Annotated in this window: 15 protein-coding genes and 1 tRNA gene; 10 read left to right on the top strand and 6 right to left on the bottom strand. The window is 72.3% G+C overall.

Annotation, left to right across the window (positions count from 1 at the left end; all coding sequences use genetic code 11):
• Positions 1-36 precede the first annotated feature (36 nt).
• From ACN9M0_RS06775 to ACN9M0_RS06765, 3 genes are all read left to right on the top strand, one after another.
• Positions 37-1497 carry an amino acid permease gene (locus ACN9M0_RS06775; RefSeq protein ID WP_366040618.1) on the top strand — a complete coding sequence of 487 codons (1461 nt, stop codon included), beginning with the start codon at positions 37-39 and terminating at the stop codon, positions 1495-1497.
• A gap of 123 nt (positions 1498-1620) precedes the next feature.
• Entirely contained in the window at positions 1621-2706 is a 1086-nt protein-coding gene (locus ACN9M0_RS06770) for an S-(hydroxymethyl)mycothiol dehydrogenase (RefSeq protein WP_366040619.1), read from the top strand.
• Complete coding sequence (locus tag ACN9M0_RS06765) at positions 2706-3335, top strand: MBL fold metallo-hydrolase (RefSeq protein WP_366040620.1); 630 nt, start codon at positions 2706-2708, stop codon at positions 3333-3335. Before ACN9M0_RS06770 ends, ACN9M0_RS06765 begins: the two co-directional genes overlap by 1 nt.
• Here the strand turns inward: ACN9M0_RS06765 and ACN9M0_RS06760 are convergent.
• Positions 3319-4245 (bottom strand): RluA family pseudouridine synthase, encoded by a 927-nt coding sequence (locus ACN9M0_RS06760; RefSeq protein WP_426403284.1) that lies wholly within the window; start codon positions 4243-4245, stop codon positions 3319-3321. The genes ACN9M0_RS06765 and ACN9M0_RS06760 overlap by 17 nt on opposite strands.
• Positions 4246-4311: 66 nt before the next feature.
• Positions 4312-4399: transfer RNA gene (locus ACN9M0_RS06755), tRNA-Leu, on the bottom strand.
• A gap of 209 nt (positions 4400-4608) precedes the next feature.
• Between ACN9M0_RS06755 and ACN9M0_RS06750 the strand changes: the two genes are divergently transcribed.
• The 3 genes from ACN9M0_RS06750 to ACN9M0_RS06740 all read left to right on the top strand — a co-directional run bounded on the left by ACN9M0_RS06750 (position 4609) and on the right by ACN9M0_RS06740 (position 7186).
• On the top strand, positions 4609-5934 hold the full coding sequence (locus ACN9M0_RS06750) for a M20/M25/M40 family metallo-hydrolase (protein WP_366040622.1): 1326 nt from the start codon (positions 4609-4611) through the stop codon (positions 5932-5934).
• 128 nt (positions 5935-6062) lie between these two features.
• Complete coding sequence (gene chpH, locus ACN9M0_RS06745) at positions 6063-6296, top strand: chaplin ChpH (RefSeq protein WP_015032475.1); 234 nt, start codon at positions 6063-6065, stop codon at positions 6294-6296.
• Between the two features lie 140 nt (positions 6297-6436).
• Positions 6437-7186 (top strand): chaplin, encoded by a 750-nt coding sequence (locus ACN9M0_RS06740; RefSeq protein WP_426403283.1) that lies wholly within the window; start codon positions 6437-6439, stop codon positions 7184-7186.
• A gap of 73 nt (positions 7187-7259) precedes the next feature.
• Here the strand turns inward: ACN9M0_RS06740 and ACN9M0_RS06735 are convergent, their stop codons facing one another.
• Positions 7260-7448, bottom strand: coding sequence for a DUF5703 family protein (locus ACN9M0_RS06735; protein ID WP_015032473.1), 189 nt, complete (start codon positions 7446-7448; stop codon positions 7260-7262).
• A gap of 47 nt (positions 7449-7495) precedes the next feature.
• Here ACN9M0_RS06735 and ACN9M0_RS06730 point away from each other — a divergent pair, with 47 nt between their 5' ends.
• Positions 7496-8152: a hypothetical protein gene (locus ACN9M0_RS06730; RefSeq protein WP_366040624.1), complete on the top strand. Its 657-nt coding sequence runs from the start codon at positions 7496-7498 to the stop codon at positions 8150-8152.
• Positions 8153-8265: 113 nt separating this feature from the next.
• Here the strand turns inward: ACN9M0_RS06730 and ACN9M0_RS06725 are convergent, their stop codons facing one another.
• Together ACN9M0_RS06725 and ACN9M0_RS06720 are read right to left on the bottom strand one after the other, a co-directional pair.
• Positions 8266-10620, bottom strand: a complete 2355-nt coding sequence (locus ACN9M0_RS06725; RefSeq protein ID WP_426403282.1) for a helix-hairpin-helix domain-containing protein — start codon at positions 10618-10620, stop codon at positions 8266-8268.
• Positions 10617-11594, bottom strand: coding sequence for an aldo/keto reductase (locus ACN9M0_RS06720; RefSeq protein WP_366042367.1), 978 nt, complete (start codon positions 11592-11594; stop codon positions 10617-10619). Before ACN9M0_RS06720 ends, ACN9M0_RS06725 begins: the two co-directional genes overlap by 4 nt.
• A 129-nt stretch (positions 11595-11723) precedes the next feature.
• On the opposite strand from ACN9M0_RS06720, the gene ACN9M0_RS06715 reads away from it, so the two are divergent.
• A complete protein-coding gene (locus ACN9M0_RS06715; protein WP_366042366.1) occupies positions 11724-12773 on the top strand; it encodes an LLM class F420-dependent oxidoreductase in 1050 nt (349 codons plus the stop codon).
• A 192-nt stretch (positions 12774-12965) separates the two neighbouring features.
• Complete coding sequence (locus tag ACN9M0_RS06710) at positions 12966-13751, top strand: ferritin-like domain-containing protein (protein WP_366042365.1); 786 nt, start codon at positions 12966-12968, stop codon at positions 13749-13751.
• A gap of 22 nt (positions 13752-13773) precedes the next feature.
• On the opposite strand, the gene ACN9M0_RS06705 is transcribed toward ACN9M0_RS06710, so the two are convergent.
• Positions 13774-14766: a magnesium and cobalt transport protein CorA gene (locus tag ACN9M0_RS06705; RefSeq protein WP_366042364.1), complete on the bottom strand. Its 993-nt coding sequence runs from the start codon at positions 14764-14766 to the stop codon at positions 13774-13776.
• A 131-nt stretch (positions 14767-14897) separates the two neighbouring features.
• Between ACN9M0_RS06705 and ACN9M0_RS06700 the strand changes: the two genes are divergently transcribed.
• A complete protein-coding gene (locus ACN9M0_RS06700) occupies positions 14898-15587 on the top strand; it encodes a histidine phosphatase family protein (RefSeq protein ID WP_426403281.1) in 690 nt (229 codons plus the stop codon).
• Positions 15588-15613: the final 26 nt, after the last annotated feature.

Genomic DNA, 15613 nt, shown 5'->3' with positions numbered 1-15613 from the left:
CCGCACAGCTCCCCCCTCACGAAGGCGAACAACTTTATGACTGACCGCGTCACCGCGGCCGAGCCGCTGTCCGCCGCACCGGCGAACCCGGCCACCGTCCCCCACGTCGACGCAGGCGACGCGGGGTACCGCAAGGACCTCAAGTCCCGGCACATCAACATGATCGCGATCGGCGGCGCCATCGGCACCGGCCTCTTCCTGGGCGCCGGCGGCCGCATGTCCCAGGCGGGCCCGTCCCTCTTCATCGCGTACGCCGTCTGCGGCGTCTTCGCCTTCTTCGTGGTGCGCGCCCTCGGCGAGCTGGTGCTCTACCGCCCCTCCTCCGGCGCCTTCGTCTCCTACGCCCGTGAGTTCATGGGCGAGAAGGGCGCCTACACGGCAGGCTGGCTGTACTTCCTCAACTGGTCGACCACCGCCGTCGCCGACATCACCGCGGCCGCCACCTACGCCCACTTCTGGGCCATGTTCAGCGACGTCCCGCAGTGGATCCTCGCCCTGATCGCCCTCGCGGTCGTCCTCGCCGCCAACCTCATCTCCGTGAAGTACTTCGGCGAGATGGAGTTCTGGTTCGCGATCATCAAGGTCGCCGCCCTGGTCGCCTTCATGCTCGTCGGCATCTTCCTCGTCGTCACCTCGCACGACGTCGGCGGCCACACCCCGGGTCTCGCCAACATCACCGACAACGGCGGCATCTTCCCCAACGGCATGATGCCGATGCTGCTGCTCATCCAGGGCGTCGTCTTCGCCTACGCCTCCGTCGAGCTCTGCGGCGTCGCCGCCGGCGAGACCGAGAACCCCGAGAAGATCATGCCGAAGGCGATCAACTCGATCATGTGGCGCGTGGGCCTGTTCTACGTCGGCTCGGTGATCCTGCTCGCGCTGATCCTCCCGTACACCGCGTACTCCGGCGACCAGAGCCCCTTCGTCACCGTCTTCGACAAGCTGGGCATCCCCGGCGCCGCCGGCGTGATGAACCTCGTCGTCCTCACCGCGGCCCTCTCCAGCCTCAACTCGGGCCTCTACTCCACCGGCCGCATCCTGCGCTCCATGTCGCTGGCCGGCTCCGCGCCCAAGTTCACCGGCGTCATGAACAAGGGCGGCGTCCCCTACGGCGGCATCCTGCTCACCGCGGGCTTCGGCATCCTCGGCGTCGCCCTCAACTACGTCATGCCCGGCGAGGCCTTCGAACTGGTCCTCAACTTCGCCTCCCTCGGCATCATCGGCACCTGGGCCATGATCATGGTCTGCTCGCTGCTCTTCTGGCGCAACGCCGAGCAGGGCAAGGTCACCCGCCCCGGCTACAACCTGCCCTGGGCCCCGTACACCCAGATCGTCACCCTGGTCTTCCTCGCGGCCGTCCTCGTCCTGATGTGGATGGACGGCGGCATCAGCCGCACCACCGTCAACTGCCTGCCGCTCATCGCGGCGGCGCTCGTCGGCGGCTGGTTCCTGGTCCGGCGCCGGGTCCGCGCGACCTCCGCCGCGCACCAGGACTGACACTCCCCCCACGGGAGACGGCGAGACCCCCACAGGCACGGCCTGCGGGGGTCTCGCCTTTTGTCAGGAGATAGTGGTACGCAAGAGCCTTACAAGATCCGGTCGGAGGAAGGGAAGTTCGCGATGCCGCAGCACGTCCAGGGGGTCATCGCCCCCGGCAGGAACGAACCGGTACGCGTCGAGACCATCGTGATCCCCGACCCCGGCCCCGGCGAGGCCGTCGTGAAGATCCAGGCCTGCGGCGTCTGTCACACCGATCTCCACTACAAGCAGGGCGCGATCAACGACGAGTTCCCCTTCCTGCTCGGCCACGAGGCCGCGGGAATCGTCGAGTCCGTCGGCGAGGGCGTCACCGACGTGACCCCCGGCGACTTCGTGATCCTCAACTGGCGCGCCGTCTGCGGCACCTGCCGCGCCTGCACCCGCGGCCGCCCCTGGTACTGCTTCGCCACCCACAACGCGAAGCAGAAGATGACCCTGCTCGACGGCACCGAGCTCTCCCCGGCCCTCGGCATCGGCGCCTTCGCCGAGAAGACCCTCGTCGCCGCCGGCCAGTGCACCAAGGTCGACCCGGCCGTCGCCCCCGAGGTCGCGGGCCTCCTCGGCTGCGGAGTGATGGCCGGCATCGGCGCCGCCATCAACACCGGGAACGTCGGACGCGGCGACACCGTCGCCGTCATCGGCTGCGGCGGCGTCGGCGACGCGGCCGTCGTCGGCTCCCGCCTCGCCGGAGCCGCGAAGATCATCGCCGTCGACATCGACGACCGGAAGCTGGAGAAGGCCCGCGAGATGGGCGCCACCCACACGGTCAACTCCCGCACCGCCGACGCCGTCGAGGCGATCCGCGGGCTCACCGACGGCTTCGGCGCCGACGTCGTCATCGAGGCCGTCGGCCGCCCCGAGACGTACGAGCAGGCCTTCTACGCCCGCGACCTCGCCGGCACCGTCGTCCTCGTCGGCGTCCCCAGCCCCGAGATGAAGCTCGAACTCCCGCTCCTCGACGTCTTCGGCCGCGGCGGCTCGCTCAAGTCCTCCTGGTACGGGGACTGCCTGCCGTCCCGTGACTTCCCGATGCTCATCGACCTGCACCAGCAGGGCCGCATCGACCTCGCCGCCTTCGTCACCGAGACCATCGGCCTCGGCGACGTCGAGAAGGCCTTCGCCCGCATGCACGAGGGCGACGTCCTCCGCTCGGTGGTGATCCTCTGATGTCCGCCCGCATCGACCACCTCGTCACCTCCGGCACCTTCAGCCTCGACGGCGGCACCTGGGACGTCGACAACAACGTCTGGATCGTCGGCGACGACACCGAGGCCATCGTCATCGACGCCGCCCACGACGCCGGGGCGATCCTCGCCGCGCTCGAAGGCCGCACCCTGCGCGCCATCGTCTGCACCCACGCCCACGACGACCACATCGACGCCGCCCCGGCCCTCGCCGCCGCCACCGGCGCCCGCATCCTGCTCCACCCGGCCGACCAGCCGCTGTGGAAGCTCACCCACCCCGATCACAGCCCGGACGGCGAACTCGCCGACGGCCAGGTCCTCACCATCGCCGGCACGGACCTCACCGTCCTCCACACCCCGGGTCACGCCCCCGGCGCCGTCTCCCTGTACGCCCCCGACCTCGGCACGGTCTTCACCGGCGACACCCTCTTCCAGGGCGGACCCGGCGCGACCGGCCGGTCCTACTCGGACTTCCCGACGATCGTCGGCTCGATCCGCGAGAAGCTCCTCACCCTGCCGCCGGAGACGGTCGTCCGAACCGGCCACGGCGACACCACCACGATCGGCGCCGAGGCCCCGCACCTGGAGGAATGGCTCAGCCGAGGCCACTGAGAGGCCGCCGGCTCAGGAAGCTCCTGGGCTCACCCGTGACCGGGTCGGTGAACGCCAGCGACCGCGCGAGCAGCTGCAGCGGCCGCCCGAAGTCCTCCGGCCCGTCCGCACGGACCACCGGGTACAGCGGATCGTTCAGGATCGGCAGCCCGAGCGCGTTCATGTGCACCCGCAGCTGATGGGTCCGCCCGGTCACCGGCACCAGCCGGTACCGGGCGAGACCGCCCGCGTGGGCCAGGAGCTCGACATGGCTCTCGGCGTTCGGCTCGCCCGGCACCTCCCGGGCGGCCATCACCCCGCGCTCCTTATCGATCCGGCTCCGCACGGTCACCGGAAGCGCCAGCTCCGGGTCGTACGGCGCCACCGCCTCGTACGACTTGCGCACCGCCCGGTCCCGGAACAGCGTCTGGTACGCCCCCCGGTCCTCCGGCCGTACGACGAACAGCACGAGCCCCGCCGTCAGCCGGTCAAGACGGTGCGCGGGCTGCAGGAACGGCAGCCCCAGGTCCCGCCGCAGCCGCGCCAGCGCGGTCTCCGTCACATGCCGGCCCCGCGGCATCGTGGCGAGGAAGTGCGGCTTGTCCACGACCACGATCCGCTCGTCGCGGTGCACGACCCCGATCGTGAAGGGCACCGGCGTCTCGGCGGGAAAGTCCCGGTGGAACCAGAGGTGCCGCCCCGCGGCGTACGGCTCGTCCCCGTCGACCGGCCCGTCGACCCCGACGAACCGCCCGTCCCGCAGCATCCCCTCGACCCGCCCGGCCCCGACGGCGGCCCCGTACCGGTCGACCAGATACTCCCGGACGGTCGTCCAGCCCCCCTCGGGGTCCTCCGGCAACCGCACCCGCACGGGATCGATCCCGTGCAGCTGGGGAAGGGGCGAAGAGGGAGCCCTGGATCTGCGTCGCACCGGTCCTACCGCCGTGATTCCTGCCGCCGTAACAAGAAAGACCCCACATGATGTGGGGTCTTTCGATGGTGTCCGAGGGGGGACTTGAACCCCCACGCCCGATAAAGGGCACTAGCACCTCAAGCTAGCGCGTCTGCCATTCCGCCACCCGGACAAGGTGTCTGTCTTCCTGGCCGCTGGGCCCTTCCGACGAGGAAAACCATAGCAAACATTCGGAGTGGTCGATCACCACCCCCGACCGGCCCCCGTCATGTGACAGCCGCATGTCGGCCGACGGGCGCCCTTGGGCGCCGAGGGGCCCACGCGGGAGGATGGGGGGAGATCACCAGCAACCACGTGGGGCACGTAGTGGGAGGAAGCAGCGTGAGCGAGTCGAACACGGCCCGGACTGTCAGGGGCGAGGACGAGGTGGTGGACCTCTGTCGCGATCTCATCCGCATCGACACCAGCAACTACGGCGACCACTCCGGTCCGGGAGAGCGGGGGGCGGCCGAGTACGTCGCCGAGAAGCTCGCGGAGGTCGGGCTCGAGCCGAAGATCATCGAGTCGCACAAGGGGCGGGCCTCCACCGTCGCCCGGATCGAGGGCGAGGACCCGTCGCGCCCGGCCCTGCTGATCCACGGCCACACCGACGTCGTCCCGGCCAACGCCGAGGACTGGACCCACCACCCCTTCTCGGGCGAGATCGCCGACGGCTGCGTCTGGGGCCGCGGGGCCGTCGACATGAAGGACATGGACGCGATGACCCTCGCGGTCGTCCGGGACCGGCTGCGCAGCGGCCGCAAGCCCCCGCGCGACATCGTCCTCGCCTTCCTCGCCGACGAGGAGGCCGGCGGCACCTACGGCGCCCGGCACCTGGTCGACAAGCACCGCGACCTCTTCGACGGGGTCACGGAGGCGATCGGCGAGGTCGGCGGCTTCTCCTTCACCGTCAACGAGAACCTGCGGCTCTACCTCGTCGAGACCGCCCAGAAGGGCATGCACTGGATGCGGCTGACCGTCGAGGGCACGGCCGGCCACGGCTCGATGACCAATGACGACAACGCAATCACGGAGCTCTGCGAGGCCGTCGGCCGCCTCGGCCGCCACCAGTGGCCGGTGAGGGTCACCAAGACCGTCCGCTCCTTCCTCGACGAGCTCTCGGACGCCCTCGGCACCCCGCTCGACCCCGAGGACATGGACGGCACCCTCGCCAAGCTCGGCGGCATCGCCAAGATGGTCGGCGCCACCCTCCGCAACTCGGCCGCCCCGACGATGCTCGGCGCCGGCTACAAGGTGAACGTGATCCCCGGCCAGGCCACGGCGCACGTCGACGGCCGCTTCCTGCCCGGCTACGAGCAGGAGTTCCTGGCCGACCTCGACCGGATCCTCGGCCCCCGCGTGAAGCGCGAGGACGTGCACGGCGACAAGGCCCTGGAGACCAGCTTCGACGGCGCCCTGGTGGACGCCATGCAGCTGGCCCTGCGCGCCGAGGACCCGATCGCCCGCGCCGTGCCGTACATGCTCTCCGGCGGCACCGACGCCAAGTCCTTCGACGACCTCGGCATCCGCTGCTTCGGCTTCGCGCCGCTCCAGCTGCCGCCGGAGCTCGACTTCGCCGGCATGTTCCACGGCGTGGACGAGCGGGTCCCGGTGGACGGCCTCAAGTTCGGTGTCCGTGTCCTGGACCGCTTCATCGACGCCTGCTGAATTCGTCCGCGCGTTTGCATGTGACCGGAAAGAGTGAATGAACTGGGGCGCTCGTAGCCCCCACCATTCCCCCTCGTTACAGGTGATGCGGTCCGCGGCTGGGGCCGCATTGCCAACTAGGAGGAATAATGATCAAGAAGGTCGTCGCTGCTGCGGCTGCCACCGGCGGTCTCGTTCTCGCGGGTGCGGGCATGGCCGTTGCCGACGCGGGTGCCCAGGGTGCCGCCATCGGTTCCCCCGGCGTGCTCTCGGGCAACGTCGTCCAGGTGCCGGTTCACGTCCCCGTGAACGTGTGCGGCAACACGGTCTCCGTGATCGGCCTGCTGAACCCCGCCTTCGGCAACACCTGCGTCAACGCCTGACGTTGTGCCTCGCCCCGTGAGGGTGTGAGCCGGTCCGGCCCCGGAGTGCGTGCCATGCACTCCGGGGCCGGTGGCCATTTCCGCCCCGGGCCGTCCGCCCGGTGGCACTCTTTCGAAGCCGAGCAGGCAGGGAACAAGCTATGCGACAGGTCACGCGCAAGGGCCTTATCACCGTCGCGGCCGCCGGAGGCGTTTTCGCCGCCGTCGGCGGCGGTTATGCGCACGCCGATTCCGGCGCGAACGGTACGGCCATGAATTCCCCGGGCGTCGCGTCCGGAAATTCCGTCCAGGTCCCGGTGCACGCACCGGTGAACGCCTGCGGAAACACCGTCAACGTCATCGGGCTGCTCAATCCGGCCTTCGGCAACACGTGCGCCAACACCTCGCCGTCCGGCAGCGGATCCTCCGCCGGCGGGCACACGAGCAACTCTCCCGGCGTGGGCTCCGGCAACAACGTCGAGGTGCCGGTCGACGTGCCGGTGAACGTCTGTGGCAACAACGTCACGGGCGTCGGCCTGGGCAACCCCGTCATGGGCAATGACTGCGCGAACGGCGGGGACACGGGGTACGGGGAGGAGGGGCCGGGCACCCCCGGAACTCCTGGCACCCCGGGTACGCCCGGGACCCCCGGAACTCCTGGCACTCCCGGAACCCCCGGTACGCCTGGGACCCCCGGTACGCCGGGAACCCCCGGCACCCCCGGTACTCCGGGCACTCCGGGTGGCGAGCACGGGCCGAACACTCCCGGTACGCAGGTCGTCACTCCGCCGCGCGCCGTGGAGGAGCTCGCCGAGACCGGCTCCGCTCCGCTCGGCGTGATCGTCCCCGCCGGTGCCGGGCTGCTGCTCGCCGGCTCGCTGATCTACCGTCGCGCCCGCGGCGCCGCCTGACCCCGCCGAGGTCACGCACCGAACACAGGGGCCCCGCACACCGCGGGGCCCCATTTCGTCCGTCCTGTTCCCGCTACCAGGTCGCCCGGACCTGGCGGATGATCCGCCGCTTCAGCCGCACTCTGCGGCTCCCGTCCCGGTGAAGGCTCAGACGGTCCAACTCCCAGTGTCCGTACTCGGCATGGTCGGTCAGGAGCCGCGTCGCCTCCTTGCGGGAGACACCGCGCGGCACGTACACATCGACAAATTCGTATTCCGGCATCGCATCTATTGTGCGGGCACCGGCCCGGTACGGATAGCGTCTGTCCCATGTCTGATGCTGCGCAGCCCACCGCTGCCGAGGTACGTGCCGCCGCCGAGGCGGTCAAAGCCGCACTGGACCGTCACCTCGCGGCGGTCGAACGCCGCACGGGAGACGACGACACGGCCGTCTACGAAGCCTTCAACGCCCTCGCCGCGGCGGCCGAGGCGTACGACGAACTCCTCTACGACCGCTACGACGAGGTCACCCCCTTCGAGATCCCCGGAGCCGACGGCGCCCTGCCGCCGTACGCCGGACCTGACGAACCTCATGCCGTCAGCCTGCTGATCCGCCGCGACTACGCGGTGGCCGAACCGCAACGCCTGCTCGCCCAGGCCCGCCGCGTCGCCGAGCTCGACGAGGACGTCACCGGGGCGGCCGCCAAGGCCGGAGTCTCGCCGCTCGCCGCGCTCGGCGTGCTCTTCGGCGAGTTCGAACCGGACGAGATCGCCTCCCGGCACAAGGAGTTCGGCCTGGAGGAGGGCGACTCCACGCTCTGGGTCACCGCCGCCGAGGAACTCCCGGAACCGGGGGAGTGGCTCCACGCCCCCTTCGACCACGCCGATCCCGAGCGGATCGTCTGCCGCTTCGACGTCAGCTCCGTCTTCGACGAGGAGGACGAGGACCGGCCCGTGGAAGCGGAGGCCGGCGGCGCGGACGCCTGACGGTACGCGCACGCCTGACGGTACGGGGACGCGGGAGGGCCGGGACACCACGCACGGTGTCCCGGCCCTCCGTCGTTCCGCTGCCGCCGACTCCTCGCCGGCGGCGGTGCCGACTACTCCTCGTCGGCGGCCAGCAGCGCCTCCAGGAGCGGCCGCAGTCGCGTCGTACGCTCCGGGGCCACCCCCTCCGCCACCGCGCGGGCCAGCGCCTGGTCCACGCCGTGCACGACCGACAGATGGCGCTCCGCCCGGCCGAAGGCCGTGTACACCCACGGCCGGCTCAGGCCCCCCGCGGCGTCCCCGGGCAGCACCACGACCACCGCGGGCCAGCGCGCCCCGGCCGCCTGGTGCGCGGTGAGCGCCCAGCCGTGCCGCAGCGACGACTCCACGGCCTCCCGCGGTACGAGGAGCTCGTCGTCCCCGCAGCGCAGCCGCAGCCCCTCGGCGTCGGCCGACAGGACCGTGCCGGTCACCGTCCGCCCCGGCGCGGGCGCGTACGCCACCCGGTCCCCGGGGTCGTAGCCGCCGAACCGGCCCGGTCCGGGGTTGAGCCGCTGCTTGAGCGCGGCGTTCAGCGCGCGCGTACCCGCGGAGCCGCCGTGGCCGACCGTGACGACCTGCGTCTGCTCGGGCGGCACCCCGATCGCCCGGGGCACCGAGTCCGCCACCAGCTGGACCGTACGGTGCACGGCCTCGCCCGCGTCCCGCACCGGGACGATCACGACCTCCTTGCCGGGGGCCTCGACCTGGTTCAGCTCGCCGACGCCGATGCCCGACACCAGCTCGCCGAGCGGGCCCGGGTCGGGGACGCGGGAGGCGATCCGGGGACAGACCCGGGCCGCGAGCACATCCGCGAAGACCCGGCCGGCGCCCGGCGCGCCGAGCACCTCGGGGTCGCCGCTCAGCACGAGCCGGCAGCCGTCCGGCAGCGACTCCACGAGCAGCGCGCCGGTCTCCACGTCCAGCTGCGGCGCGTCGAGGACCACGAGCAGATCCAGGGCGAGGGCGCCCTCCTCGTCCCGGCCGGGACCGGCCGCCCCGGACAGCAGGGCGGCGACCGTGACGGCCTCCGTACCGGCGGCGGCGAGCGCGCGGCGCCCGCCGTCCGCGTGGACGGCCACCAGGGTGCGCAGCCCGCGCTCTCGGGCCGCCGCCGCGAGGGCCACCGGCTCGGCGCGGGAGGCCTCCCCGCCCGTGTGCAGGACGAGGCCGTGCGCACCGGCGGCGCGTTCCAGCTCGGAGCCCTCCCAGGGCTGGGCCGTCGCGGTCTTGACCAGGCGGGCGAGACCGTCCGCGAGGCTCTCCTCCGCCAGGGCGTACCGGTCGAGCCCGAGCAGCACGGGCGCGGCCGGTTCCTCGGCGGCGGGCCGGGCCGACTCCTCGGCCGACTCGGTGTCGTCGTCGGGCTCCGGCTCCGCCGTCTCCTCCTCCTGGAAGACGAGGACCGCCCCTTCGGAGACGGCCGTCTCGACGGCCTGCTCCGGGTCGGGGACCCCGTGCCCGGCCAGTCCGGCGCGGACGGCCTGGATCTCCAGCGCCGTGTGCCCCTGGAGGGCGGCCCGCTCCAGCAGCCACACGGTCAGCGCGACCGTCCGGCGAGGGTCGGCGGGGCCGCACGCGGCGCCGAGCAGCGCCCGCGCGAAGCCGTCGGCCTGCTCCGGGCGCACCCCGGACACCGCGAGCAGCTGCCACGGGTCCTCGCTCAGTGCCGCGGCCGCGTTCTCGCCGAGCGCGGCGGCGACCTGGCCGGCCAGCGCCTCGGGAGCGCCGCCCTTGGCCAGGACCTCCCGTACGGCGGCCGTGGCGCCGGGCGCCGGCGCGGAGGTCCGCTCGGGCGCGGGGGGCCGCACGGTCGTGGCCGGGGCCGCCTCGGGGGCGGGGCGCCGCGGTGCGGGCTCCGGGGCCTCGTAGAACGTGCCGCCCGAGGCGGCGCCGCCCTCCACGGCCCGGACGGCCGCGAGGAGGTCGGCCGCGGTGCCGCTCAGCTTGGCGCCGCTCGTCACCGGGCCGCTCTTCTCGGCCTTCCTGGCCTCGATCCTGGCCCGCAGCTCCCGCTGCGCGGCGAGCTCGGCCTGCGCCTCGCTCACCTCGGGCGCGGCGGCACCTTCGGCGGCCTCGGCCTTCTCACCCGCGCCGGGCTCTCCGCCGGGCTGTTCGCCCGTGCCGGGCTCTGCGCCGGGCTGTTCGCCCGCCTCGGGCTTCTCGTCCGAGCCCGGCTCTTCACTCGCCTCGGGCTTCTCGTCCGTGCCCGGCTCTTCACTCGCCTCGGGCTTCTCGTCCGAGCCCGGCTCTCTACCCGCCTCGGGCTTCTCGTCCATATCCGACTCTTCGGTCGGCCCCGCCTCTTCGGCGGTACCCGGCTTCTCGTCCGCGCCCGGCTCTGCGTCCGTTCCCGGCTCTTCGGCCGTCCCCGGCCGGTCGGCGGGCTCCACGGCCTCGGGCGCGGTCTCCCCGGAAGGCTCGGTCACAAGGTGCTCCAGTCGTGATCCGGATAGCGGTGCACGGGCGCCGACACATCGTCCAGCGCCCGACAGATCTCGTCAGGAAGACTAAGGGCCTCCACTGACAAAGCGGTCGCGAGCTGCCGCGCCGTGCGCGCGCCGACGATCGGCGCGGTCACCCCGGGCCGGTCGCGGACCCAGGCGAGCGCCACGTGGAGCGGCGTCGTCGCGAGCCCGTCGGCCGCCGTCGTCACCGCGTCCACGATCCGGCTCGCCGCCTCGTCCAGATACGGCTCCACGAAGAGCGCCATCGTCTCCGAGGCGCCCCGCGAGTCCGTCGGCGTGCCGCTGCGGTACTTCCCCGTCAGGACCCCGCGTCCGAGCGGGGAGGAGGGGAGCAGGCCTATGCCGAGGTCCATGGCGGCGGGCAGCACCTCCCGCTCGACGCCCCGCTGGAGCAGCGAGTACTCGAGCTGCGCCCCGGCGAGCCGGGTCCGGTCGCCGCCGAGCTGCCAGGTGCCCGCCTTGGCGAGCTGCCAGCCGCAGAAGTTGGCCACGCCCGCGTACCGCGCCCGGCCGCTGCGTACGGCGATGTCGAGGGCCTGGAGCGACTCCTCCAGGGGCGTGTACGGGTCGAAGGCGTGCAGCTGCCACAGGTCCACGTGGTCGGTGCCCAGGCGGTCGAGGGAGGCGTCGAGCGCGGCGAGCAGGTGCCCGCGCGAGCCGTCCGTGCGCCGGTCGGGGTCCAGGACGCTGCCCGCCTTCGTCGACAGGACGAGGTCCTGCCGGGGCACCAGGCGCTCCATCAGGCGCCCGAGCAGATACTCCGCCTCGCCCCCGCCGTACACGTCGGCGGTGTCCACGAGCGTGCCGCCCGCGTCCCAGAACGCCTTCAACTGCTCGGCGGCGTCGTGCTCGTCGGTGTCCCGTCCCCAGGTGAGGGTGCCGAGTCCGATGCGCGACACACGCAGGCCGGTACGTCCGAGATGCCTCTGCTCCATGGGCGCGAGAGTACTGGCCAGGGCACCACGCGGAGAGAGCCTGTGGACAACCGCGTCCTGACGGATGGCCCGCACGCGCGCTAGAGTCCGGCCGAGAAGGACGTTACCGATGGGTAAGGGGTGTGTGGAATGCGGCTCGGCATCAACCTCGGCTACTGGGGCGCCGGCATGGACGGCGACAACCTCGCCGTCGCCCAGGAGGCGGACCGCCTCGGCTATGACGTCTGCTGGGCCGCCGAGGCCTACGGCTCCGACGCCCCCACCGTCCTCGCCTGGGTCGCGGCGAAGACCGAACGGATCGACGTCGGCTCCGCGATCATGCAGATCCCGGCCCGCCAGCCCGCCATGACGGCGATGACGGCCGCCACCCTCGACTCGCTCACCGGCGGCCGGTTCCGCCTCGGCCTCGGCGTCTCGGGACCGCAGGTCTCCGAGGGCTGGTACGGCGTGAAGTTCGACAAGCCGCTCGCCCGGACCCGCGAGTACGTCGAGATCGTCCGCAAGGCCATGACCCGGGAGCGGCTCAGCTACGAAGGCGCGCACTGGACCCTGCCGCTCCCCGGCGGCCCCGGCAAGCCCATCAAGCTCACCGTCCACCCGCAGCGCGAGCACATCCCGCTCTACATCGCGGCGATCGGGCCGAAGAACCTGGAGCAGACCGGCGAGATCGCCGACGGCGCCCTGCTGATCTTCCCCTCCGCCGAGCACCTGGAGGAGACCGCGCTCCGGCACCTGCGCGCGGGCCGCGAGAAGGCCGGTCTGACGATGGACGGCTTCGATGTCTGTCCCACCCTGCCGCTCGCCCTCGGCGAGGACGTGAACGCGCTCGCCGACGTCTTCCGCCCGTACACCGCGCTGTACGTGGGCGGCATGGGCAGCCGGAAGCAGAACTTCTACAACCAGCTCGCCCAGCGCATGGGGTACGAGAAGGAGGCCGCCGAGATCCAGGACAAGTACCTGGCCGGCGACAAGGCCGGGGCCGCGGCCGCCGTGCCGCACTCCCTCATCGACCAGACCACGCTGCTCGGCTCCGTCGAGCGGATCGCCGAGCGGATGACGGCCTACGCGGAGGCCGGGGTCACCACCCTCACCCTCGCCCCGGCCGGCTTCACCCTGGACGAGCGGCTGGCGGCCCTGCGGGCGGGCGTCGAGGCGATGGAGCGAGCCGGACTGGCTTAGGAAATCCTGCGGCCGTGGTGGGGGCTCGGGGGTCTTCCCCGCCACGGCCGTCATGCAGCACAACGGCTTCACCGGGCCCTCGGTTACGCCCCCGCGGCTCACTCTTTCGGCCGAGTGGTCCCGCCCTCCTGTTGCCCGATGCCCCGGACCGCATTTGACTCGTGGTCCCGGGGGCGTACGGAGGTGGCGGCGATGCTCACGGCCAAGGGCCTGTTCCAGGAAATCATCGACAATGACGAGTCGTTCCGGCTCTTCTGTTCCATCGCCGCGAGCGGCGAGTCCCAGGGCGGCTGGGAGAACGCCCGGATCGCGGCCCTCGTCGCGCCCGGCATGCGGACCCTCGCGCCCAAGATCACCCGGCACGGCGCCGACGAGGACAAGCACGGCCGGATCTTCAACGCGTTGATGAAGAAGCGCGGCCTCGAACCCGTCCCCGTGCCGCCCGACACCGACTACACGATGCTGCTCGAACAGCGCGGCATCGGCCTCGCGCACGAGAAGCTCCGCGCCGACCGGCCGCTCACCGAGGAGGACGTGGTCGCCTACCTCGCGCACAGCAGGGTCACCGAGGAGCGCGCCGCCGAACAGATGCAGTTGCTCGTGAAGTACTTCGGCGACCACCCGGAACTCGGCAAGGCCATCCGGATGATCTGCAACGACGAGGACAACCACCTCGCCTACTGCCACGAGGAACTGCTCCGGCTCGCCCGCCAGGGCCACGGCCGGCTCATCCAGCGGACCCTGCGCGAGTCCGCCCTCGCCGAGATCCAGGTCTACCGCGACGTCAGCCTCGCCGTGATGCGCCACATGGGCCGCATCCTGAACTGGTCCAGGCCGAAGGCGGCCGTCCTCGCCGCCGGGATCCACGCCGTGTACGCGTACGAGCGCGCCGCGGGCTGGCACCGGATGGTCGACCTGAGGATGCCCGAGCGCCTCGACGCCCTCGGCGGCCCGGCCACCCCCGCACCCGCCTTCTGAGCACGCCCGCCGCGGGCGGGCCTCACATCCAGCCGCGCCGCTTGAACACCCGGTACAGCGCGACGACGATGCCCGCCATCACCACGATCACCACCGGGTACGAGCCCTCCCAGTGCAGCTCCGGCATGTGCTCGAAGTTCATCCCGTAGATCCCCGCGACCATCGTGGGGACCGCGGCCATGGCGGCCCACGCCGAGATCTTCCGCATGTCGTCGTTCTGCCGGACCCCCATCTGCGCGAGATGGGCCGACAGGACGTCGGACAGGAGCCGGTCGAGGCCCTCCACCTGCTCGTTGGAGCGCAGCAGATGGTCGTTGACGTCACGGAAGAAGGGCTGCGACCGCTCGTTCACGAACGGCACCGAAGCGGCCGTCAGGCGCGCCATCGGCCCGGCCAGCGGACCGCTCGCCCGCCGGAACTCCAGGACCTGCCGCTTCGCCGTGTAGATCCGCGCCGCCGTGTTGGAGGGATTGCCCCCGCTGGGTGCGAAGACGTCCGCCTCCAGCTCCTCCAGGTCCACCTGGAGTTCGCCCGCCACGTCGAGGTAGTGGTCCACGATCGCGTCGCTCACCGCGTACAGCACCGACGTCGGCCCGTGCTTCAGGACCTCCGGGTCGGCCTCCAGGCGCCGCCGCACCTCGGCGAGCGGCGCGCCCTCGCCGTGCCGGACCGTCACGACGAACGAGTCGCCCATGAACACCATCAGCTCGCCCGAGGACACCCGGTCGCTCTCCGGCTCGTACACGACCGGCTTGAGCACCACGAAGAGCGAGTCGTCGTAGACCTCCAGCTTGGGCCGCTGATGGGCCTTCAAGGCGTCCTCGACGGCCAGCGGGTGCAGTGCGAACTCCGAGGCGACATGGTCGAACTCCGCCTCCGACGGCTCGTGCAGCCCCACCCACAGGAACGCGTCCCCCGTCGCCCGCGCCTCCTCCAGGGCGTCGGAGAGGTCGGCGGGTCCGTCCGTACGGCGCCCGTCCCGGTAGATGGCAGAGTCCACGATCACGCCGCGCATTCTGCCTCGAACACCCCCGCGACGCACGCGTGGACCCTTGCCACGTACGCGTGGACCCCTGCCGCGCACGCGTGGACCGCCCAGAGCCCAGCCCGGCCCGCTCCGCCCGGCCACCCCCTAGGCTGGCCCGCATGGCCACGCTGATCCTCGTCCGGCACGGACGCTCCACCGCCAACACCTCCGGGGTCCTCGCCGGGCGCACCCTCGGGATCGCGCTCGACGAGCGCGGGGCCGCCCAGGCCGCCGCCCTCCCCGGTCGCCTCGCGGGCGTGCCGCTCGCCGCGGCGGTCACCAGCCCCCTCCAGCGCTGCCGGGAGACCCTGCGGCCGCTCCTCGACGCCCGCCCCGGCCTCCCGCTCCACGTCGAGGACCGGATCAACGAGTGCGACTACGGCGACTGGTCGGGCCGCAAGCTGGCCGAGCTGGGCGACGAACCGCTGATGGAGGTCGTGCAGGGGCACGCCTCCGCCGCCGCCTTCCCCGGCGGCGAGTCCATGCGCGCCATGCAGAACCGCGCCGTCGAGGCCGTACGCGACTGGAACGCCCGCGTCGAGGCGGAGCACGGCGAGGACGCCACGTACCTCATGTGCTCCCACGGGGACATCGTGAAGGCGATCGTCGCCGACGCCCTCGGGCTCCACCTCGACCTCTTCCAGCGCATCCACGTAGACCCCTGCTCGGTCACCGCGATCCGCTACACGCGCCTGCGTCCCTTCCTCCTCCGCCTCGGCGACACCGGGGACTTCGCCGGCTTCGCCCCCCGGGAGCACCCCGACAGCAGTGGGACGGCCGAGGTCGGTGGTGGTGCGGGCGCACCGTGATCCCTTCGCGCAGTAGGGTGGACGCG

It is taken from the genome of Streptomyces sp. R-07 (assembly GCF_049913175.1).
Lineage (GTDB): Bacteria > Actinomycetota > Actinomycetes > Streptomycetales > Streptomycetaceae > Streptomyces.
The sequence above is the reverse complement of the archived record's forward strand: the minus strand, read 5'-3'. Positions and strand labels throughout refer to the sequence as shown.

Bases quoted from the DNA above. Each gene is read 5' to 3' on its own strand.
- ACN9M0_RS06775 (WP_366040618.1), top strand. From the start codon at position 37: ATGACTGACCGCGTCACCGCGGCCGAGCCGCTGTCCGCCGCACCGGCG.
- ACN9M0_RS06770 (WP_366040619.1), top strand. From the start codon at position 1,621: ATGCCGCAGCACGTCCAGGGGGTCATCGCCCCCGGCAGGAACGAACCG.
- ACN9M0_RS06765 (WP_366040620.1), top strand. From the start codon at position 2,706: ATGTCCGCCCGCATCGACCACCTCGTCACCTCCGGCACCTTCAGCCTC.
- chpH (WP_015032475.1), top strand. From the start codon at position 6,063: ATGATCAAGAAGGTCGTCGCTGCTGCGGCTGCCACCGGCGGTCTCGTT.
- ACN9M0_RS06740 (WP_426403283.1), top strand. From the start codon at position 6,437: ATGCGACAGGTCACGCGCAAGGGCCTTATCACCGTCGCGGCCGCCGGA.
- ACN9M0_RS06735 (WP_015032473.1), bottom strand. From the start codon at position 7,448: ATGCCGGAATACGAATTTGTCGATGTGTACGTGCCGCGCGGTGTCTCC.
- ACN9M0_RS06730 (WP_366040624.1), top strand. From the start codon at position 7,496: ATGTCTGATGCTGCGCAGCCCACCGCTGCCGAGGTACGTGCCGCCGCC.
- ACN9M0_RS06720 (WP_366042367.1), bottom strand. From the start codon at position 11,594: ATGGAGCAGAGGCATCTCGGACGTACCGGCCTGCGTGTGTCGCGCATC.
- ACN9M0_RS06715 (WP_366042366.1), top strand. From the start codon at position 11,724: ATGCGGCTCGGCATCAACCTCGGCTACTGGGGCGCCGGCATGGACGGC.
- ACN9M0_RS06710 (WP_366042365.1), top strand. From the start codon at position 12,966: ATGCTCACGGCCAAGGGCCTGTTCCAGGAAATCATCGACAATGACGAG.
- ACN9M0_RS06705 (WP_366042364.1), bottom strand. From the start codon at position 14,766: ATGCGCGGCGTGATCGTGGACTCTGCCATCTACCGGGACGGGCGCCGT.
- ACN9M0_RS06700 (WP_426403281.1), top strand. From the start codon at position 14,898: ATGGCCACGCTGATCCTCGTCCGGCACGGACGCTCCACCGCCAACACC.